Origin of the sequence: Halobellus litoreus (assembly GCF_024464595.1) — an archaeon.
In the GTDB taxonomy this organism is placed as follows: domain Archaea; phylum Halobacteriota; class Halobacteria; order Halobacteriales; family Haloferacaceae; genus Haloquadratum; species Haloquadratum litoreum.
Genome location: NZ_JANHAW010000002.1, coordinates 641,372 through 659,402, shown reverse-complemented (window position 1 = coordinate 659,402; position 18,031 = coordinate 641,372). Strand labels below are relative to the sequence as shown.

The following is an 18,031-nucleotide window of genomic DNA, read 5'->3' as shown; positions in this document are numbered from 1 at the left end:
CTGATGAAATTTCCCACGGTCTCCGGGAGAGACACGCAGGGCCGCAGGGTTACGCTGCCCGAGGACCTCGACGGCGAGCAGACGCTCCTCGTCGTGAGTTTCCACCACCGCCAGCGGTCGCTCGTGGGTTCGTGGCGACAGTTCGCGTCTGAACTGTGCGATCAGTTCGACCACTTCTCGTACTACGAACTCGTCGTCGGGAGCAAGGGGGGGATGCTCCCGCCGACCTCCACCGGCGGGATGTCGCCGACGAACGCCAGACAGCGCGTTCACGACAACACGATCCTCCTCTCGGTCAACAAACAGGCGTTCCAGCGGCAACTCGGCCTCCTCGGCGAACAGACGATCTACGCCTTCCTCGTCGAGGACGGCTACGTGGTCCGGCAGGCCGCGGGCGTTCTCACCCCGGAAACCGGCGAGTCGCTGCAGTCGCTCCTCGAAGCGTATCGGGACGAAAAGCACCGGCACGCGAACGGGTCCGAGAACGCGGGCGAATCGTCGGTCTGAGCGATTCGACCCGCGTCCGACCGCCGCCTCGTCGCAACTGTGGCTGATTCTCGACTCCGTCGCGCTATGGACGGCTTAACTCCCGTCAGATCCGCAGTTCGATGGGCTGCTCCGTCAGGTTCTCCGATCCGTCCTCGGTGACGACCACCAGGTCTTCGATGCGCACGCCGCCGACGTCCGGGTCGTACAGCCCCGGCTCGACCGTGACGACGTGACCCGGTCGCAGTTCGTCGCCGTCGGGAGAGAGCCGCGGCAGTTCGTGGACGTCGAGACCGACGCCGTGGCCGGTGGAGTGGATGAACCCGGTCTCGCTCTTCGGATCCGAGCGGAGGGTCGGGAGGCCGGCGTCCTCGTAGACATCACAGACGATATCGTGCACGGCCGCCCCCGTCACCCCGGGTTCGATCGCCTCGTGGGCGGCGTCGAGCGCCTCGTGTGTCAGTTCGAACCACTCACGGAGCGTGTCGGTCGGGTCGCCCTTGACGAAGGTCCGCGTCATATCCGCGTGGTACTTGGTCTCCTTCGAGCGCGGGAAGATGTCGACGATGATCGGTTCGTCGGGTCTGAGCGGCCCGCTCCCGCGGTCGTGCGGGTCGGCGGCGTCGGCTCCGCACGCGACGATGGTCTCGTCGAGCGCACACCCGTGTCGGAGCAGCGTGACCTCTATCTCCTCGCGAACGCGCTCGCTAGTCAGGACGTCGCCCCCGTACCGGAGGACGTCGGTCCCGTCGGCACCTGCACCGTCGGCGATTTCCGCCTCTCGGAGGAGCTCCGCAGCGGCGTCCATCGCCGCCTCGTTGGCCCGCTGGGCCGCGCGGACGTGTTCGATTTCCTCGCTCGTCTTTCGTGCGCGTACTTCCGTGACCACGTCTTCGGTCTCGGGTTCGACGGCGACGTCCCGCGCTCTGAGTCGATCCGCGGGTCCGAGCGGAAAGCGCTCCGGCGTCGCGACGCCCGCGACGCCCAGGTCGTCGAGCCAGTCGGCGACGACGCGCGCCTTCGCCGCCTTGGGACCGTGTTCGGCGGCCAGCGACCGGTAGTCGTACTCCGCCAGCCGGGACACCTGGTCCGCACGGCTCTGCCTGTTCGCGCGCCCGTACTCCAGCGCCGAGACGAGAAGCGCGGTCGTTTCAGGCGCGTAGAGGGTCACGAAGGGATCCGGCGCGTCGAATCCCGAGAGGTACCGCTGGGTCGAGTCCGAACTGTCGGCGTCGACGAGGTAGCCGTCCAGGTCCGCCTCGTCGAGGTACTCGTCGAGCGGCGAAAGGTCCGGGTCCATACACGCTCGTCGGGAACGGACGGGTAAAGAATGTCGCCTCGGGTCGCCGATCGGTCGGTCCGCGGTTCATCGCTCGCGCCCCTCACCGACCTGCGGTCGGTCGTCCGGCCCGGGACCACAACGGTATTACGGGCGCGTCGCGGTCGTTGGACTATGGCTGTCGAGAACGTCATCTGGCCGCGCTACCTCGACGCGTCCGTCTCGCGCGAGGACGGTCGACGGGTCCCGATCGGCGACGCCGTCGAAGAGCCGACGGTCGACGAGATCGCCCAAGCCGTCCAGCAGATCGGTTACGACGCCGTGATCGAACGCGACGTGACACACCCGCGCGAGTGGGACGCCCGCGGCCGCGTGCTCGTGAAGGGTGCCGAGGACTCCACCAAGAACGACCTCGTCCAGGCGGTCGCCGCCTACGTGGGGATCCTCCGGGACTGACGATGGAGCGCCTCGGTACCGTCTCGCGAACCGCACAGAACCTGCTCATCGTCCGCTGCGACGACGCCGAACACCCGGACATCGGCGCGCAGGCCGTCGACGAGTCGCTGTCGACGGTCGGCCGCGTCGTCGACGTGTTCGGCCCGGTTTCGCGCCCCTATGTGGCTGTCACGCCCGCGGGCGACATCCGGCCGGCGTCGCTGGTGGGGAAGCGGCTGTACGCGCGGTAGGCCGAATTCGTCCAGTCTCGCCGGACGCGTGGCTGATCTCCTCCGGACTGCAGCGAACACTAGCGAGCGGAGCCATCAGCAGACGTGATTAACCGGCTCCTCGCCGGCGCGAAGGCGCCGGACGCTCTCGGCGACGATCGAGGCGACGTGATCACCGTACTGCCGGGTGGCTGATCCGGCGTGCGGGGTGACGATGACCTGGTCCATCTCCCAGAGCGGCGAGGACTCGGGGAGGGGTTCGGTCTCGAACACGTCGAGCGCCGCCCCCGCGATCCCGCCGTCTTCGAGCGCCCGGACGAGCGCCCGCTGATCGACGACGGAGCCCCGCGCGACGTTGATCAGGTACGCGTCCTCGCGCATCGCCGCGAAGACGTCGGCGTCGATCATCTCCTCCGTCTCCGCCGTGAGCGGGACCGCGAGCACCACGAACCGCGCGTCGGAGACCGCCGTTTCGAGGGCGTCGGGCGTGTAGATCTGATCGACGCCGGGCTCGGGAATGGGTGTCCGCCTGACGCCGTCGACGTCCAGACCGAGGCCGGTGGCGCGGTCGACGACGCCGCGTCCGAGGCTCCCGAGGCCGACGACACACGCCCGCTCTCCGGCGATCGTCCAGGGTTCGTCCCACTCCGGTCGCGACCAGCGTCTCTCCCGTTGGTTCGCGACGTGCGTGTGCAGACGGCGGGCGAACGCGAGCATGTATCCGACAACCGTCTCACCGATCGCGTCGCCGTGGAGGCCGGTGCTGTTCGTGAGACGCACGTTCGCCTCGCGGAACCGCTCCAGCGGAAACCGATCGACGCCGGCCTGCACCGAATGCACCCACGACGCATTCAAGAGTGACGGTCGGTACTCGAACGTGACGACGCCGTCGCAGCGCTCCGTCGAGTCCGACGCCGACTCCGAGTCGCCGTCGATCAGGACCGTCTCGATCGGGAGCTCCTCCAGCCGTTCGAGGAGCACCGCAGGCGGGAACAGCACCGAGACAGAGCGGTCGATTCCGAGGGTGTCGAGACGCATACCAATGCCTAGGATGAGCCGCCTAACGGATGTTTCGGGCGCCTTCGTCGATCCGACGCGATGGCCACGTCCGAAACACAATCCACATAGTGGGTCGGTCGCAACGCCCGTCTATGCGAAGACGCGTCGCCGCCGGCGTCGGGTTCGCCGCCCTGTTGTTCCTCCTCGTCCAGTTGGGGGCGTTGGCGCTCGTGCCGACGTTCTACGAGTCGGGGTATCAGACCGTCGAGGATCCCTCCGACCCCACGAACAGCCTCGTCTACATCGTGGCGATCCTCGTCGCGACCGCGGCGATGCTCGCGGCATTCAAATTCGATCTCGACTGGGTCGTCCGGGCGTTCGTCGTCCTCGCGGCCGCGTCGATCTCGTGGTACGTGTTCTCCGTCCTCCTGCCGCCGCTGGCGGCGATCGGGGCGTCGATTCTCCTCGCGGCGCTGCTCGTGATCCACCCCGAGTGGTACGTCATCGACGCCGCGGGCGTGCTGATGGGCGCGGGCGCGGCCGGACTGTTCGGGATCAGCTTCGGACTCCTTCCTGCCATCCTGCTTCTCTCCGTGCTGGCCGTCTACGACGCGATCAGCGTCTACGGCACCGAACATATGCTCGATCTGGCCTCCGGCGTGATGGACCTGAAACTTCCCGTCGTACTCGTCGTGCCCACGACGCTGTCGTACTCGCTGCGGGACACCGACGCCGCCGAGACGGTGTCGGAGGCGGGCGGCGACGACGCGCACGGGAACGACGACGACGGCGGCGATGCGGACGCCGTCGACGGCGCTGCGGCGGTCGGTGAGGACGCCGACAGCGACGGCCGCGAGGACGAGCCAGCCGCTCAAGTCGACGCTGCGACCGCCGACGGCGACGAGCACGACGACGACGTCCGCGACGCCTTCTTCATCGGCCTCGGCGACGCCGTGATGCCGACCGTGATGATCGCGAGCGCGGCGTTCTTCCTCCCGGCGTCGCTGACGCCGTCGCTCGGCGTCCCGTGGCTCCCGGCGCTGACGCTCCCGGCGCTGACCGCGATGGTCGGGACGTTCGCCGGGCTGTTCGTCCTCCTGTGGATGGTCCTGAAAGGGCGCGCCCACGCCGGCCTACCGCTCCTGAACGGCGGCGCGATCGGCGGGTACCTCGCCGGCGCGCTCGCGAGCGGCGTCCCGATTCTCACGGCGCTGGGGCTCTGAGCCGGCTCAGTCGTCGGTCTTCTGGCTCAGTCGTCGGTCTTCTTTTCGTCGCCTGCGCCGTCGCGGACGTGGACCGCCATCCCCGTCTCGAAGTCCGCCATCGCGTCGGCGGATAGTTCCGCGCGGCCGACCGCGATGACGGTGTCGTCGCCGCGGACGACCGCGACCTCGTCGCCCGGTCTGACGTCGGGATCGACCGCGCGAACGAACTTCGCGAAGGCGTTCTTGCCGTCGCGGACGAACGGCTCGCTCTCCTCGCCCACGACGACGCGGGCCGTCGGCCGATCGAGGGCGTCGACGAGCCGTCGCCCGCCCGCGACGCCCAGAGTGAACCGGCCGTCGGTGCCGTAGGAGACGATTCGGCCGCCGGGCGCGACGATCTGTCGCGGTCGACCGCTCGTCGAGCGGTGCACCGTCAGCGACTCGCCGCTGTCGCTCGGGAACAGCGCCTCGCCCGCCCCCGCTCCGAACTGGTACTCGGCGATGGTCCGCAACTCCGCCATCGTCTCCCCGTCGCCGTCTGCCTCGCTCATAGCGACCCCTTCCGCGCGGAGCGGCAAGACGTTCGCGATCCGCGCGGAGGACGTTCCCGCGCCGGGAATGTCGTAATCGGCGAGTCGACGGTTCGTGCGTGCCGAGGCGCCGTACCGGCGGTCACACGTCGCGTGCCCCGCGTTCGCACACTCACGCGACTCGAAAACTCATATATACCGACGCGTTCTCCGAGTCGAGTATGACAGTCGACGTCCGGTTGGTCGGGTTCGGTGCGCTGCTGCTCTTCGCGAGCAGCGGCCTCTTCTTCGAGGCGGGCGTCAGCGGCTATCTCGCCGGGACTATCGCCGGCGTCGCCGTGGTCGGCACGGCGCTCGCGGCGCTCAGAGCCGGCGGGTCCGACGCCCGCGCCGCCTGAGTCTGGGCCCGGGTTCGCACCCTCGGGGAGCCGTCGTGGTCGGCGGGACGGTTTCTAGAGCAGGAACGTCTCCTGGCGCTCCGAGAGGTCGATGAAGGTGTCCGTCGCCTCGATCAGTTCCTCGGCGGTCGATTCCCTGAACGCCATCACCTCGACGCGGACGCCCTCGTGGCGGAGGTGCGAGCAGAGTCGGGAGAAGTCGCCGTCGCCCGTGCAGAGGATCACGGTATCGACGTGGTTCGCGAGCGTGACGGCGTCGAGGCTCATTCCCACGTCCCAGTCGGCCTTCTTCGACCCGTCGCCGAACGTCTTGATCTCCTTGATCTTCGGCTCGAAGCCGATGTCGACGAGCGCCTCGAAGAAACTCTCCTCGTCGGGCGAGTCCGCGCGGACGACGTACGCGATCGCACGGGTGAGTTCCCGCCCCGCCACGCCCTTCTCTAAGAGCGCAGAGTAGTCGATATTCCGCGAGTAGAGGCTCTGAGCCGTGTGATAGAGGTTCTGTGCGTCGGCGAGCATCGCCACCCGCTGACTCGGGTGAATCTCGGTCATACTGTCACTGGGGTCGGCATAGTACATGAATGTCCGGTCCTGTGGTCGGAGACGCGCTCGGTCGCCATCGGTCCGCGAGGCCACCATTGGGCCGCGAGGTCGCCATCGATCGGCTCCGTCATCATCGACGCGCGACGACGAAACGTATATTATCCGGGAGCGTCCAGTTGCGGGTGTGATACGCGTCGCGTCGACCCCGACGGACTCGACCCGTCCGACAGCGACGCGTGGCCGCCTTTTCATCGGTAAAAAACGCGCGCCCTGACGCTCTGGGCGGGAGTGGCATCCCCGTCCCTGGCGACTCACCGACCGGGCGCGCACCGACGTCCGAGCGTCGAACTGAGATCCGAAGTTCCGACGACGGACAACCGACACACCCTACACGGTAGCCGACAGTACACCACACAACGATGACAGACATCGACTTCACCGGCGTGTTCCCCGCGATGACCACGCCGTTCGACCAGGACGGAGAGATCGACCACGAAACGCTCGCAGACGACGCACAGCGGCTCGAAGCCGCCGGCGTCGCCGGCCTCGTGCCCGCCGGATCGACCGGCGAGAGCGCGACGCTGACCCACGACGAACACATCGAGGTCGTCGAGACGGTCGTCGAGGCCGTCGACGACGTCCCCGTCGTCGCGGGGTCGGGGTCGAACTCGACCCGCGAGGCGCTGAACCTCTCGCGACGCGCGGCCGACGCCGGCGCAGACGCGCTCCTTCTAATCTCCCCCTATTACAACAAGCCCGAACAGGCGGGCCTCTACGAGCACTTCCGGACGGTCGCCGACGAGGTCGATCTCCCGCAGATCGTCTACAACGTCCCGAGCCGAACGGGCCAGAACGTCGAACCCGAGACGGTCGCGGACCTGGCCGCTCACGAGAACGTCCGGGCGTACAAGGCGGCAAGCGGCGACGTCGCGCAGATCTCCGAAGTGATCGAGTACACGCGCGATCAGGACCTCGCCGTGCTCTCCGGCGACGACGCGCTCACGCTGCCGGTCTGCTCGCTCGGCGGCCGCGGCGTCATCTCCGTCGCCGGCAACGTCGAGCCCGAGCGGACCGTCGAACTGGTCGACGCCGCCATCGAAGGCGACCTCGAGCGCGCCAGAGAGCTCCACTACGAGCTCTCGCCGCTGTTCCGTCAGCTCTTCGTCGAGACCAACCCCATTCCGGTGAAGGCCGCGATGGCGATCCGCGGGCACAACTCCGGCGCGCTCCGGCCGCCGCTGACGGAGATCGAGCCGGAGAACCGCGCAGACCTCGAACGGGTCCTCGCGGAACTCGACGGGAGCGAGACGCAACGAGAGCAGACGGAGGCCGTCTAGATGGGCGGCACTCTGACCGTCGCGATCACCGGTGCGAGCGGCCGGATGGGCGGCGAACTGCTCGACGCCGCGGCCGTCCACGACGACGTGGGATTCGTGCTCGCGGCGAGCCGGACGCCCGAGAGCGTCCCGAGCGGCGACGCCCCCGGCGCGCCGGACGCGGTCGTCCGCGACGCCGACCTCGGCGCGGCGCTCGACGAGTACGACGCGGACGTCCTCGTCGACTTCACCGTTCCCGACGCAAGCCTGGACTACCTCCGCGCGGCCGCGGACAACGGCGTCGCCGTCGTCGTCGGCACGACCGGCTACGACGACGAGGGAGCGGAAACGCTCGACGCCGTCGCCGACGAGGTACCGTTCCTGCGGGCCTCGAACTTCTCGCGGGGCGTCGCCGCGCTCCGACGCGCGGTCCGCGAGGCGGTCGCGGCGCTCCCCGGCTACGACATCGAAGTGACTGAGACGCATCACAACGGCAAGCGCGACGCGCCTTCCGGAACCGCGCTCACCATCCTCGACGACATCGACGACGCGCGGCAGAATCAGGACGCCGACCGCGTCCACGGCCGCGTCGGCGAACAGCCGCGCGAGGGCGACGAAATCGGCGTCCACGCCCGTCGCGCGGGCGACGTGACCGGCGAGCACGAAGTCCTGCTCGCCGGTAACGAGGAGGTGCTCGAACTGACGCACCGCGCCGGGTCCCGCGGCATCTTCGCCGCGGGCGCGCTCGACGCGGCCGTCTGGCTGGCCGGCCGCGACGCCGGTCGCTACGATTTCGACGAAGTCTTGGACGCCGGCGCAGACGACACGGACACTGATTCACGATGAGCCTCGAATCCGATATCGAGAACCTGTGGCAGCGCTACCAGGACGACGAGGTTGACGCCGCGAGCGCGGGGTCGGCCGCGCGCTCGACGCTCGACGCGTTCCTCGAAGCCCTCGAAACGGGCGACGTGCGGGCGGCCGAGCAGGTCGGCGAGAGCGGTCCCGACGGCTGGGTCGTCAACGAGTGGGTCAAGCGCGGCATCCTGCTGAACTTCGGCCTGCGCGAGACGCTTCCACGCGAGTACGGCGACGTCACCTACTACGACGTGCTCCCGCTCCGGTCGACGACGGACCTGGGCGGCCGTGGCACGCGCAACACGCCCGACGGGACGGCGATCCGACGCGGCGCGTACCTCGGTTCAGACTGCATTATGATGTCGCCGTCGTTCGTCAATGTCGGCGCGCACGTCGGCGACGGCACGCTCGTCGACTCCTGCGACACCGTCGGTTCCTGCGCCCAACTGGGCGAGGGCGTCAAGCTCGGCGCGAACACGCTGATCGGCGGCGTTCTCGAACCCGTCGAGGACGCGCCCGTGATCGTCGAGGACGGCGTCTCGCTCGGTGCGGGCTGTCGGGTCACCTCCGGCTTCCACGTCGGTGAGAACACGGTCGTCGGCGAGAACACGCTGCTCAGCCCCCGGATCCCGGTCTACGACCTCGTCGAGGAGGAGGTCATCTACGGACACCTTCCATCTAATCGCCGCGCGTTCACGCGCTACGTCGAGTCCTCGCTCGGCGACCACGACCTCTTCGAGTCGGGCGCGTACAAGCCCGCGGTCGTCGCCCTCGACATCGAGGACGACACGCTCGACAAGACCCGCCGCGAGGAGGCGCTGCGGGAATGAGCGAGCCCGGCGACGGCGGGCCGGCGGTCCGCCGCCTCGCCGAGTGGACCGAGTCCGAACTCGTCGCGCTCGCCGAGGAGTACGGGACCCCGCTCTACGTCGTCGACCTCGACCGGATCGAGGAGAACTCTGCGCGACTCCTCGATGCGTTCCCCGACGCCGACGTCCGGTACGCGGTGAAGGCCCACACCGGCCAAGCGGTCCTGCGGACGGTCCGCGAGGCCGGGCTCGACGCCGAGTGCGCGTCGGCGGGCGAAGTCGAGCGCGCCTTCGACGCCGGGTTCACCGGTGACCGAGTCCAGTACACGGCGGTCAACCCGCCCGCTCGCGACCTCGATCTCGTGATGGAGCGCTGGCGCGAGCACCCGGACCTGACGGTCACCGTCGGCGCGGAAGACACCGTGGAACGGCTCCGCGAGCGCGGGTTCGACGGGCGGCTCTGCGTCCGCGCGAATCCGGGCGTCGGCGCGGGCCACCACGAGAAGGTGTCCACGGGCGCGAACGCCAAGTTCGGGATCCCGATCGAGCGCGTCGCGGATCTCGCGGAGGCCTGGGCGGCCGACTTCGACCTCGTCGGCGTCCACGCCCACGCCGGCAGCGGCATCTCCGGGGAGGACCTCTCGGCGCACCGGGAGTTAGTGAGTCGGATGGGCGACCTCGCGCGGGAGGTCGAATCCCGCGTGGGAGAACTCGAATTCGTCGACGTCGGCGGCGGCTTCGGCGTCCCGTACCGCGAGGACGAACCGCCGCTCGATCTGGACGCCGTCGCCGACGCGACCCGCGAGGCGCTCGGCGTCAGCGACTCGAACGATCGGACGGGGGACGATAGCCTGGACGCCACGCTGGCGGTCGAACCCGGTCGCTACGTCGTCGCCGACGCCGGCGTCCTCCTCACGACGGTCAACACCGTCAAGGAGGCCCGAGACGCCACGGTCGTCGGCATCGACGCCGGGATGACGACGCTGCTCCGCCCCGCGATGTACGACGCCTACCACGCGATCGAGAACCTCACCGCCCCCGCGGACGCCGCGGAGATCGACGCGACGGTAGCGGGACCTATATGTGAGTCGGCGGACGTACTGTGTGAGCACAGATCGCTTCCGCGGCCCGACCGAGGAGATATCCTCGCCATCGGGAACGCGGGCGCGTACGGATACGAGATGTCGAGCACCTACAACTCCCGGCCGCGACCGGCGGAGGTCGCGCTGTCCGGAACGACCGTTCGCCTCGCCCGACGGCGAGAGACCCTGACTGACCTGACCGGCCTGGAACAATGAGCGTACAGCACGACCGCGTCGCAGTCGAGAAGTACCACGGCACCGGCAACGACTTCATCGTCGTCGACGCCGTCGAATCGATCCCCGACCGACCCGCGTTCGCGACGACCCACTGCGACCGCGAGACCGGCGTCGACCACGAGGAATCCCCGCGGACGGGCGCCGACGGCGTCCTCTTTCTGGCGCTGGAGCCGATGTACTCGCCGCCGCGCGTCGTGATGACGCTCGTGCAACCCGACGGGTCGGTCGCCGCGATGTGCGGCAACGGCGCGCGCGTCGCCGCCGCCTGGGCGGCCGAGCGCACCGGCTCCGACGAATTGATGATCGACACGCCCGCGGGCACGCGTCGCGCCGTCGTCGACGGCGACGACGTCACCATCGAGATGGGCGTCCCGTCGTTCGCGCCGCGGGACGTTCCGTTAGCCCGCGAGGCCGAACGAAGTGAGGCCTCGGAGGAGCGAGCGGGAGCGAAGCGACACGCGAGCCGCGAGGCCGAACTGATCGAGGAGGACGTCGAGGGACTGACCGTCACCGCGGTGAACACGGGCGTCCCGCACGCCGTCGCGTTCGTCGACGACGTCGACGACGTGGATCTCGAAGCCGTCGCGCCCGCGGTTCGCCACGCCGACGTGTTCCCCGAAGGCGCGAACGTCACGCTCGCCTCGCGGGTCGACGCGGACGACGACTCCGACGTCGATTCCGACGCCGGGCCCCGCTTCCGCCAGCGGACCTACGAGCGCGGCGTGGAGGGCGAGACGCGCTCCTGCGGCACCGGCGCGGTCGCCGTCGCGGCCGTCGCCAAGCGCCTCGACCTCGTGACCGGCGAGGAGACGATCACCGTCAGTCCGCCCGGCGGCGACCTGCGCATCACGGTTCCCGACGGCGACTCCGCGACGCTCGCTGGCCCCGCAGAGCGGGAGTTCGCGGGCGAACTGGACACCGTCGTGCGGTCGACGTAAATGGCGGACGATCACGGCGAGTCCGCCACCGGGACGGTCACCGACTCCGAGTCCGGCGAGTTCGATCCGATCGCGTTCCTCGAGGCGGCCGTGCCGATCGCCTCGAACGAGGGCGTCGAAGAGATGCGCGAGTTCCTGGTCGAGACGATCGAATCGCGGGGTATCGACGCTCGCGTCGACGACGCGGGCAACACGCTGGCGTCGAAGGGCGCGGGGGCTGGCGCTGTAGGCGATTCGACCGCTGCAGACGACGCCGACCCGGAGACCCACCTCGTCTTCAATACCCACATCGACACCGTCTCGCCGCACGTGCCGTTCGCGCGCGACCAGATCGACGGGCATACCGTCCGGATTCACGGCCGCGGCGCCTGCGACGCGAAGGGACCGCTGGCGGCGATCCTCGCCGCGTTCTTCGCGGTCGAGCCCCGCGAGGACGCCCGCGTGACGCTCGCGGTGACCCCCGACGAGGAAGTCCTCTCCACGGGCGCGGCGGCGCTCGACCTCGACGCCGACTGCTACGTCGTCGGCGAGCCGACAGGACTCGACGTCTGCACCGCCGCGAAGGGTCGGTTTCAGGGCACGCTGACGCTCACCGGTACGGCGGCCCACGCCGCCGAACCGGGGTCGGGAACGAACGCCGTCGCGGGCCTGGAGGGCGCGCTCGCCGCGATCCGGACGTTCGACGACGGGCGGGAGTCGCACTCGCAACTGGGGGCGGCGACGCTGACGCCGACGGTCGTCTCCGGCGGCGACGCGACGAACCAGGTCCCGGCGCGCTGCGAACTCGTCCTCGACCGGCGGAGCGTCCCGCCCGAGACGGCAGACGGATTCAGGTCGGAACTGGAGACCGCGGTCCGGGCGGCCGTGCCCGACGACGTCGGCGTCGCGTTCGACCTCACCGACCGGCCGACGCCGTTCCTGGAGGCGTTCGCGACCGACGAGTCCCACGACCTCGTCCGGACCCTCGCGGCCGCGAGCGAGCGCGCCGGCGGGTCGGGCGCGGTCCGGCCGTTCACCGCCGCGACCGAGGCCTCGTACTTCTCGCCCGCACCGGTCGTCGTCTTCGGACCGGGCGTCCTCGCCGACGACGAGGGCGCGGTCGCCCACGCCAAGCGCGAGTACGTCGACGTCGCGGACGTGCGGCGCGCGGGTTCGGCGTTGAGGGACGCGACGCGACGGCTCGTGGGGCGTTGAGCGATGACCGCGGCGTGGCCTCAAAGAGCCGTTTAAGCTTTCCGCGCCTACTTGGTCGGCCCTGCCCTCCTTCCGAACGCAATGACGAGCCCTCCAGCGAAGTGGCCGCATAGCTCTCTCCAGTCAGCATCGAACGCCCGCCGACTGACCGCGCTCGCGCTCGCGGCCGTCCTCGTCGTCTCGGCCGCGGGCGCGGTCGCGTCTCCGGTGGCCGCACAGTCCGGCGACGATCCCTTCGCGTTGGAGACAGAATCGGTCGAATCAGTGCAGGACGCGACTGTCAGCGGAACGACGACGCTCGACGCCGGGACGGAGGTTCAGGTTCGGCTCCGTTCGACCGGTGAGACGAGCCCGCAGTTCCTGCGGACGAAGACGACGACCGTCGGCAGCGACGGTGCGTGGAACGCGACGTTCGACCTCTCGGCGATCGAGACTCACGACGCGATCGAGGTCTCCGTGGTGGCGACGAACGAGAGCGCCAGCGACGCCTTCGAGATTCCCATCGAGAACGATCGCGCGACGCCGACCTCGACGAGCGATTCGCTCGTCTCCGCGCCCGGGTTCGGAATCGCCGCCGCGCTCGCCGGTCTCGTCGGGGGCACAGCGCTCCTCCGACGGCGAGACTGAGCGCGTCGCGGTAGCGGATCCGTAACTGCCATACCCGCCGGCCGAGTGGTCTCCCCTATGTACGAGGCGGTCCACGCTCACCCGGACGGACGCAGCACGGCCGCGCGCTTCGCGACGACGGCCGAGCGCGACGGCTACGACGGCGTGGTCGTCCGCGCCGGCGACGCCGCCCCCGAGTACGACCGCCTCCGCGAGGCCTGTGGCGTCGACGTCGTCGACGCCGCCGAAATCGTCGCCGCGGACCCCCAGCACGCCAGCGGCGCGGTCGGCAACGCCCGGACGAAACACACCGTCGTGATCGTCTCCGGCGGGACGAACGCGCTGAACCGCTTCGCGGTCGAACAGGCCCGCGTGGACGTCCTCGTGCGTCCCTTCGAGGGGCCGATCGGCGAGGGGACCGACGGCGACGGTCGGAACGGTCGCCGCGGCGACGCGGACGGCGATTTCAACCACGTCCTCGCGAAGGCCGCCCGCGACAACGACGTCCGAATCGAGGTGAACCTCGGGCCGGTGCTGCGGGACCGCGGCGGCCATCGCGTCCGGCACCTCACCAAACTCCGGAAACTGCAGCGGCTGATCGATCACTACGACGCGCCGTACGTCGTGAGCGCGAACCCCACCTCGCACCTGCAACTCCGCGCGCCCCGTGACCTGGCCGCCGTCGGCGAGGAGATCGGCCTCGGCGACGAGTGGATCCGCGAGGGGCTCGACGAGTGGGGCCGGCTGGTCGCTCGCAACCGCGAGCGACGCTCCGAGTCGTTCATTGCCCCGGGCGTCGAACGTGGTCGGTATGAAAAAGACGATTGACGAACACGCCGAGCGGTTCTCCGAAGCGGCCTCCTCGTACGACGACGAGCAGGACTCCCGCGAGTATCTCGCGTGCGCCGATCTCGTCGTCGAGCACGCCGCGCCCGGCCCCGACGACGTCGTTCTCGACCTCGGAACCGGCACCGGGGCGATCGCGCTGGCGCTGGCTCCGAAGTCAAAGCGCGTGATCGGACGGGACATCAGCGAAGGGATGCTCGAAGAGGCCCGGTCGAAGGCCGACGAGGCGGGAATCGAGAACGTCGAGTTCGGAATCGGGCGATTTCGAGACCCCGACTACGAGGGCCCAGTCGACGTCGTCACGTCGAACTTCGCGATGCATCACCTCTCCGACGCGGAGAAGCGCGAGGCCATCGCCGCGATCGCGGACCTGGACCCCCGGCGGTTCGTTCTCGGGGACGTGATGTTCTTCGGGACGCCCGATCCCGACGAGCCGTTCTACAGCCCCGAGGTCGACGACCCCGCGACGGTCGGCACGCTCGTCGACGCGCTGACCGACGAGGGCTTCGTGCTCACCGCCGTCGAGCGCGTCCACGAGCAGGTCGGCGTCCTCGTGGCCGAGCGCTTCGGGGCCGCCAGCGAGCGGGTGGGCGTCGCGCCGAAGCAGAGCGAGGAGTGACTCGTGAAGCACCTCCCGAAACACCTCCAGCCGCGTTGGCGGTACCTGGCCGTCGAGATCGAGGCCTGGCCCGACGCCGAGTTCGATCGCGGCGCGTTCCAGCGCGACCTCTGGTACGCCGCCCAGAACCTCTACGGCGACGCCGGGAGCGCCGAGGCGGATCTGACGGTGCTCGCGTTTCACTTCGCGCGTGGCGACGGCGAGACCATCGTTCGCGCCCACCGCGGCACGGAGGATCGGGCGCGGGCCGCCGTCGCCGCTCTGGATCGGATCGACGGGGAGCCGGTGGGCCTCCGGATCCGCGGGATTTCGGGCACCGTTCGCGCCTGTGAGGAAAGGTATTTGAACGGCCGGACCGGACGTGGAGAACAGAGAGACGTCGTGTTCGAGAACGAATCCCGCCCCGCCGTCGTCCGCGACGATCGGATCGACGTCGAGGGCACAGACGGGTTCGCGGGCGCGACGCGGCTCGATTTCGAGTGATACTATGCAGGGACAAGCCCAACAGCAGGCATACGACCGTGGAATCACGATCTTCTCGCCGGACGGTCGCCTCTACCAGGTGGAGTACGCCCGGGAGGCAGTCAAGCGAGGGACCGCGAGCGTCGGCGTCCGAACGCCCGAGGGAGTCGTCCTCGCGGCGGACAAACGCTCCCGCTCTCCGCTTATGGAGCCGACGAGCGTCGAGAAGATACACAAAGCGGACGACCACGCCGGCATCGCGTCGGCGGGCCACGTGGCCGACGCGCGACAGCTCATCGACTTCGCGCGGCGACAGGCGCAGGTCAACCGCCTCCGCTACGGCGAGGCAATCGGCATCGAGACGCTGACGAAGAACGTCACCGACCACATCCAGCAGTACACGCAGGTCGGCGGCGCGCGCCCGTTCGGCGTCGCGCTGCTCATCGGCGGCGTCGAGAACGGCGAGCCCCGACTCTACGAGACCGACCCCTCGGGGACGCCCTACGAGTGGAAGGCCGTCTCGATCGGCGCCGACCGCAGCGACCTCCAGGAGCACCTCGAAGAGAACTACGACGACGACCTGACGCTCGACGAGGGCGTCGGCCTCGCACTGCGGGCCATCGCCTCCGCGAACGACGACGAACTCGCCGCAGACGGCGTCGACGTCGCGACGATCACGACCGACTCCGAGGCGTTCGTCGAACTCTCCAACGACGAGATCGCGACGTACATCGCCGAAAACGACCTCGAACCGTCCGACGAGGACGACGAGGACGCCGAAGAGTAACGCGCTCGTTCTCCCACGGTCCCGCGCCATCGACTCGGGATCTCTCGTTTCGATTCCGCCCGGCCGGCGTGGCCGGTCCCCCACCCCGTGTTGCCGCCCAGTAGATGGTCGTGACTCGATCGCCTGTCGATCGGGGTCAAAAACGTCGCTCTCGAACCGACCCTCTTTCCAGGTGCGCGTTCGAACGGCGCGGCGTCAGTACTCCTCGTACGCGAGGTTCATCAGCCACTGGGAGAACGCGTCGCTGTTGTGGTTGACCTCCTCCTCGCCGATGAACGGGGACAGCATATCGCCCGCCATCAGCAGCGAGAAGTCGAGGTCCCGTGCCGCCGGTTCGAGGTGGTAGGTGTTGTGCCCCTCGTACACCGTCTCCTCGCGCTCGATGAGGCCGAGGTCCGCGAGCTTCTCGGCGATCCGACTCCCCTTCCGCGAGGAGATGTCGAGTTCCTTCCAGAAGTCGCTCTGGTGGATCCCGCCCGTCTCCCGGATGAGTTCCAGTGCTTCGAGTTCGTCGGCCGAGAGGTCGGCCTCGGCAGCGCCTGCGCTCATACTCTCCCCGAGGCCCGCGAGTCGTTTAAATTTGGCCTTCGACCGGGCGGAACGCGGTCTCACACGGCGGTCCGTCGGCGAACTCCATATCGGCGTCGCCGTCGCTGTAGAGCGTCAGAAGCGAGGACGATCGGGTGCCGAACCCGCGGTCGGGCCGGTGAATGCACACGCCGTACTCGTGGTCACCGAGGACGTCGGCGGCGCGGTCGCGCCACCCGGACGCGGACTCGCCCGGACGCGGGGCAAGCGCCTCCCGAACCCGTTCGGCGTCGTTCGCCTGTTCGCTCGCCCGCTCGGGCCGCGTCGAGTCGAGAGACTCGCCGTTCACGCCGACGTTGACGACGACGTGGACGCCCGGATCGAGTTCGCGCACCCGGAGGTCGCCGTCCCACTCGAAGAGGTAGGCGGTCGGCGGTGCGGTCGTGCCGTCTCGGTCGGTCGGCATCCGCTCGGCGACGACCAGATTGAACCCGTCGTAGGTGTCCGCCGCGACGGCGTCCTCGACCAGTTCGCGCGCCGCCTCGGCGCTTCGGGATTCGAGCACGTCGCGGACCAACAGTCCGCGGGAACGCTCGCCGCCGCCCGGGACGTCGACCCACCGGTTCGTGACGCCCGCGAAGACGCCGGCCGCGTTGTAGCCGATCCAGGTGCCACCGGCCTCGGCGTCGCGCGGAGCGACGACCGGTGGGTCACCCGCTCGGACGGCCGGCGGTTCGGACGCCCGATCCAGCAGCTCGTCGCGGTTCGCGGCGACGACGACCGGCGCGTCCTCGAAGACGCGCCAGGCGAGTGTCAGTGTACACACGCCCGCCTATTGGACCGGCGGCGAAATATACCCTCGCACGCTGGCGCGCGGGACATCCCGGCACGCCCCCGGCACTGTCCGCCGGGAATCGGGGGACCGTTCAAGAGGGTGCCGGACGAAGTCCCGGGCGAGATGTACGAGCACGTACTCGTCCCAACCGACGGCAGCGACGGCACGATGCAGGCGCTCGAACACGCACTCGACATCGCCTCGACGCGCGACGCGACGATCCACGCGCTCTCGGTCGTCGACAGGCGGCTCTATCTCGCCGCGGGGGAGGACCAGAAAGACGAACTCAAGGAGACGATGGAGGTCGACGCGCGCGCGGCAGTCGAGCGCGTCGCCGACGCGGCGTCCGAGGCCGGCGTCGAGTGTACGACGACGGTTCGCGACGGGATTCCGTACCGTTCCATCCTGGAGTACGCCGACGAGAACGGGATGGACCTGATCGTGATGGGGACGCACGGTCGCTCGGGCCGCGACAAACTCGCGAACCTCGGCAGCGTCACCGAGCGCGTCGTCGAGAACACCGACACGCCGATTATGGTCGTGCGGATGACCGACGCGTAGGGTACTCCGCACTCGCCGTTTCCGCCGACGTGGATTTATATACAGTCACGGGACCACCACCGGCGTGATCTGAGACGCGCCCCGCGTCGGGCAGCGGGTGTTCGGCACGTCGACGCGGGAGCGACGGCAGCGACGCGATTGGCCTCGTGGGGGGTCGGCCGCGACGTCGTCGCCGTCGCGAGCGGGTGCCGACTGTTCGCCCTTTCGCCGGTCAGTAGCGTCGCGGCCGCGAGGAACCCGGTGTCGAT

At 69.5% G+C, this 18,031-nt stretch carries 23 protein-coding genes; 17 read left to right on the top strand and 6 right to left on the bottom strand.

Annotated features, from left to right (window positions below):
• Positions 1–3: 3 nt before the first annotated feature.
• Positions 4–507 carry a hypothetical protein gene (locus tag NO360_RS10880; RefSeq protein WP_256307832.1) on the top strand — a complete coding sequence of 168 codons (504 nt, stop codon included), beginning with the start codon at positions 4–6 and terminating at the stop codon, positions 505–507.
• A gap of 85 nt (positions 508–592) precedes the next feature.
• On the opposite strand, the gene NO360_RS10875 is transcribed toward NO360_RS10880, so the two are convergent.
• On the bottom strand, positions 593–1,786 hold the full coding sequence (locus NO360_RS10875; protein ID WP_256307831.1) for a M24 family metallopeptidase: 1,194 nt from the start codon (positions 1,784–1,786) through the stop codon (positions 593–595).
• 153 nt (positions 1,787–1,939) lie between these two features.
• On the opposite strand from NO360_RS10875, the gene srp19 reads away from it, so the two are divergent.
• Together srp19 and NO360_RS10865 are read left to right on the top strand one after the other, a co-directional pair.
• Entirely contained in the window at positions 1,940–2,221 is a 282-nt protein-coding gene (gene srp19 / locus NO360_RS10870) for a signal recognition particle subunit SRP19 (RefSeq protein WP_256307830.1), read from the top strand.
• A 2-nt stretch (positions 2,222–2,223) separates the two neighbouring features.
• Positions 2,224–2,451 (top strand): H/ACA ribonucleoprotein complex subunit GAR1, encoded by a 228-nt coding sequence (locus tag NO360_RS10865; RefSeq protein WP_256307829.1) that lies wholly within the window; start codon positions 2,224–2,226, stop codon positions 2,449–2,451.
• Positions 2,452–2,526: 75 nt separating this feature from the next.
• Here the strand turns inward: NO360_RS10865 and ddh are convergent, their stop codons facing one another.
• Positions 2,527–3,468 carry a D-2-hydroxyacid dehydrogenase gene (gene ddh, locus NO360_RS10860; protein WP_256307828.1) on the bottom strand — a complete coding sequence of 314 codons (942 nt, stop codon included), beginning with the start codon at positions 3,466–3,468 and terminating at the stop codon, positions 2,527–2,529.
• Between the two features lie 113 nt (positions 3,469–3,581).
• Between ddh and NO360_RS10855 the strand changes: the two genes are divergently transcribed.
• Complete coding sequence (locus NO360_RS10855) at positions 3,582–4,652, top strand: presenilin family intramembrane aspartyl protease PSH (RefSeq protein ID WP_256307827.1); 1,071 nt, start codon at positions 3,582–3,584, stop codon at positions 4,650–4,652.
• A 26-nt stretch (positions 4,653–4,678) separates the two neighbouring features.
• On the opposite strand, the gene NO360_RS10850 is transcribed toward NO360_RS10855, so the two are convergent.
• Positions 4,679–5,185, bottom strand: coding sequence for a PUA domain-containing protein (locus NO360_RS10850; protein WP_256307826.1), 507 nt, complete (start codon positions 5,183–5,185; stop codon positions 4,679–4,681).
• Between the two features lie 200 nt (positions 5,186–5,385).
• On the opposite strand from NO360_RS10850, the gene NO360_RS10845 reads away from it, so the two are divergent.
• The gene (locus tag NO360_RS10845; protein WP_256307825.1) at positions 5,386–5,562 is read left to right on the top strand and encodes a hypothetical protein; all 177 of its coding nucleotides are present in this window, start codon (positions 5,386–5,388) and stop codon (positions 5,560–5,562) included.
• A gap of 54 nt (positions 5,563–5,616) precedes the next feature.
• On the opposite strand, the gene NO360_RS10840 is transcribed toward NO360_RS10845, so the two are convergent.
• Positions 5,617–6,114, bottom strand: coding sequence for a LabA-like NYN domain-containing protein (locus NO360_RS10840; RefSeq protein ID WP_256307824.1), 498 nt, complete (start codon positions 6,112–6,114; stop codon positions 5,617–5,619).
• 410 nt (positions 6,115–6,524) lie between these two features.
• Between NO360_RS10840 and dapA the strand changes: the two genes are divergently transcribed.
• The 11 genes from dapA (at position 6,525) to psmA (ending at position 15,859) form a co-directional block, all read left to right on the top strand.
• A complete protein-coding gene (dapA, locus tag NO360_RS10835) occupies positions 6,525–7,442 on the top strand; it encodes a 4-hydroxy-tetrahydrodipicolinate synthase (RefSeq protein WP_256307823.1) in 918 nt (305 codons plus the stop codon).
• Positions 7,443–8,267, top strand: a complete 825-nt coding sequence (gene dapB, locus NO360_RS10830) for a 4-hydroxy-tetrahydrodipicolinate reductase (RefSeq protein WP_256307822.1) — start codon at positions 7,443–7,445, stop codon at positions 8,265–8,267. It begins immediately after the preceding gene.
• A complete protein-coding gene (locus NO360_RS10825; RefSeq protein ID WP_256307821.1) occupies positions 8,264–9,109 on the top strand; it encodes a 2,3,4,5-tetrahydropyridine-2,6-dicarboxylate N-succinyltransferase in 846 nt (281 codons plus the stop codon). The genes dapB and NO360_RS10825 overlap by 4 nt, the downstream gene beginning before the upstream one ends.
• On the top strand, positions 9,106–10,386 hold the full coding sequence (lysA, locus tag NO360_RS10820) for a diaminopimelate decarboxylase (protein ID WP_256307820.1): 1,281 nt from the start codon (positions 9,106–9,108) through the stop codon (positions 10,384–10,386). Before NO360_RS10825 ends, lysA begins: the two co-directional genes overlap by 4 nt.
• Entirely contained in the window at positions 10,383–11,345 is a 963-nt protein-coding gene (dapF, locus tag NO360_RS10815; RefSeq protein ID WP_256307819.1) for a diaminopimelate epimerase, read from the top strand. Before lysA ends, dapF begins: the two co-directional genes overlap by 4 nt.
• On the top strand, positions 11,346–12,539 hold the full coding sequence (locus tag NO360_RS10810; RefSeq protein WP_256307818.1) for a M20 family metallopeptidase: 1,194 nt from the start codon (positions 11,346–11,348) through the stop codon (positions 12,537–12,539).
• 81 nt (positions 12,540–12,620) lie between these two features.
• Positions 12,621–13,166, top strand: a complete 546-nt coding sequence (locus tag NO360_RS10805; RefSeq protein ID WP_256307817.1) for a BGTF surface domain-containing protein — start codon at positions 12,621–12,623, stop codon at positions 13,164–13,166.
• A 57-nt stretch (positions 13,167–13,223) separates the two neighbouring features.
• Positions 13,224–13,973 (top strand): RNase P subunit p30 family protein, encoded by a 750-nt coding sequence (locus NO360_RS10800; protein ID WP_256307816.1) that lies wholly within the window; start codon positions 13,224–13,226, stop codon positions 13,971–13,973.
• Positions 13,957–14,610, top strand: coding sequence for a class I SAM-dependent methyltransferase (locus NO360_RS10795; RefSeq protein ID WP_256307815.1), 654 nt, complete (start codon positions 13,957–13,959; stop codon positions 14,608–14,610). Before NO360_RS10800 ends, NO360_RS10795 begins: the two co-directional genes overlap by 17 nt.
• A gap of 3 nt (positions 14,611–14,613) precedes the next feature.
• A complete protein-coding gene (locus NO360_RS10790; RefSeq protein ID WP_256307814.1) occupies positions 14,614–15,093 on the top strand; it encodes an Rpp14/Pop5 family protein in 480 nt (159 codons plus the stop codon).
• Positions 15,094–15,097: 4 nt separating this feature from the next.
• Positions 15,098–15,859 carry an archaeal proteasome endopeptidase complex subunit alpha gene (gene psmA / locus NO360_RS10785; protein ID WP_256307813.1) on the top strand — a complete coding sequence of 254 codons (762 nt, stop codon included), beginning with the start codon at positions 15,098–15,100 and terminating at the stop codon, positions 15,857–15,859.
• Between the two features lie 195 nt (positions 15,860–16,054).
• Here psmA and NO360_RS10780 read toward each other — a convergent pair whose 3' ends face one another.
• Together NO360_RS10780 and NO360_RS10775 are read right to left on the bottom strand one after the other, a co-directional pair.
• On the bottom strand, positions 16,055–16,408 hold the full coding sequence (locus NO360_RS10780; RefSeq protein ID WP_256307812.1) for a helix-turn-helix transcriptional regulator: 354 nt from the start codon (positions 16,406–16,408) through the stop codon (positions 16,055–16,057).
• A gap of 25 nt (positions 16,409–16,433) precedes the next feature.
• On the bottom strand, positions 16,434–17,213 hold the full coding sequence (locus NO360_RS10775; RefSeq protein WP_256307811.1) for an NRDE family protein: 780 nt from the start codon (positions 17,211–17,213) through the stop codon (positions 16,434–16,436).
• 132 nt (positions 17,214–17,345) lie between these two features.
• Between NO360_RS10775 and NO360_RS10770 the strand changes: the two genes are divergently transcribed.
• Positions 17,346–17,783, top strand: coding sequence for a universal stress protein (locus NO360_RS10770; RefSeq protein WP_256307810.1), 438 nt, complete (start codon positions 17,346–17,348; stop codon positions 17,781–17,783).
• Positions 17,784–18,031 lie beyond the last annotated feature (248 nt).

Bases quoted from the DNA above. Each gene is read 5' to 3' on its own strand.
- NO360_RS10880 (WP_256307832.1), top strand. From the start codon at position 4: ATGAAATTTCCCACGGTCTCCGGGAGAGACACGCAGGGCCGCAGGGTT.
- NO360_RS10875 (WP_256307831.1), bottom strand. From the start codon at position 1,786: ATGGACCCGGACCTTTCGCCGCTCGACGAGTACCTCGACGAGGCGGAC.
- srp19 (WP_256307830.1), top strand. From the start codon at position 1,940: ATGGCTGTCGAGAACGTCATCTGGCCGCGCTACCTCGACGCGTCCGTC.
- NO360_RS10865 (WP_256307829.1), top strand. From the start codon at position 2,224: ATGGAGCGCCTCGGTACCGTCTCGCGAACCGCACAGAACCTGCTCATC.
- ddh (WP_256307828.1), bottom strand. From the start codon at position 3,468: ATGCGTCTCGACACCCTCGGAATCGACCGCTCTGTCTCGGTGCTGTTC.
- NO360_RS10855 (WP_256307827.1), top strand. From the start codon at position 3,582: ATGCGAAGACGCGTCGCCGCCGGCGTCGGGTTCGCCGCCCTGTTGTTC.
- NO360_RS10850 (WP_256307826.1), bottom strand. From the start codon at position 5,185: ATGAGCGAGGCAGACGGCGACGGGGAGACGATGGCGGAGTTGCGGACC.
- NO360_RS10845 (WP_256307825.1), top strand. From the start codon at position 5,386: ATGACAGTCGACGTCCGGTTGGTCGGGTTCGGTGCGCTGCTGCTCTTC.
- NO360_RS10840 (WP_256307824.1), bottom strand. From the start codon at position 6,114: ATGACCGAGATTCACCCGAGTCAGCGGGTGGCGATGCTCGCCGACGCA.
- dapA (WP_256307823.1), top strand. From the start codon at position 6,525: ATGACAGACATCGACTTCACCGGCGTGTTCCCCGCGATGACCACGCCG.
- dapB (WP_256307822.1), top strand. From the start codon at position 7,443: ATGGGCGGCACTCTGACCGTCGCGATCACCGGTGCGAGCGGCCGGATG.
- NO360_RS10825 (WP_256307821.1), top strand. From the start codon at position 8,264: ATGAGCCTCGAATCCGATATCGAGAACCTGTGGCAGCGCTACCAGGAC.
- lysA (WP_256307820.1), top strand. From the start codon at position 9,106: ATGAGCGAGCCCGGCGACGGCGGGCCGGCGGTCCGCCGCCTCGCCGAG.
- dapF (WP_256307819.1), top strand. From the start codon at position 10,383: ATGAGCGTACAGCACGACCGCGTCGCAGTCGAGAAGTACCACGGCACC.
- NO360_RS10810 (WP_256307818.1), top strand. From the start codon at position 11,346: ATGGCGGACGATCACGGCGAGTCCGCCACCGGGACGGTCACCGACTCC.
- NO360_RS10805 (WP_256307817.1), top strand. From the start codon at position 12,621: ATGACGAGCCCTCCAGCGAAGTGGCCGCATAGCTCTCTCCAGTCAGCA.
- NO360_RS10800 (WP_256307816.1), top strand. From the start codon at position 13,224: ATGTACGAGGCGGTCCACGCTCACCCGGACGGACGCAGCACGGCCGCG.
- NO360_RS10795 (WP_256307815.1), top strand. From the start codon at position 13,957: ATGAAAAAGACGATTGACGAACACGCCGAGCGGTTCTCCGAAGCGGCC.
- psmA (WP_256307813.1), top strand. From the start codon at position 15,098: ATGCAGGGACAAGCCCAACAGCAGGCATACGACCGTGGAATCACGATC.
- NO360_RS10780 (WP_256307812.1), bottom strand. From the start codon at position 16,408: ATGAGCGCAGGCGCTGCCGAGGCCGACCTCTCGGCCGACGAACTCGAA.
- NO360_RS10770 (WP_256307810.1), top strand. From the start codon at position 17,346: ATGTACGAGCACGTACTCGTCCCAACCGACGGCAGCGACGGCACGATG.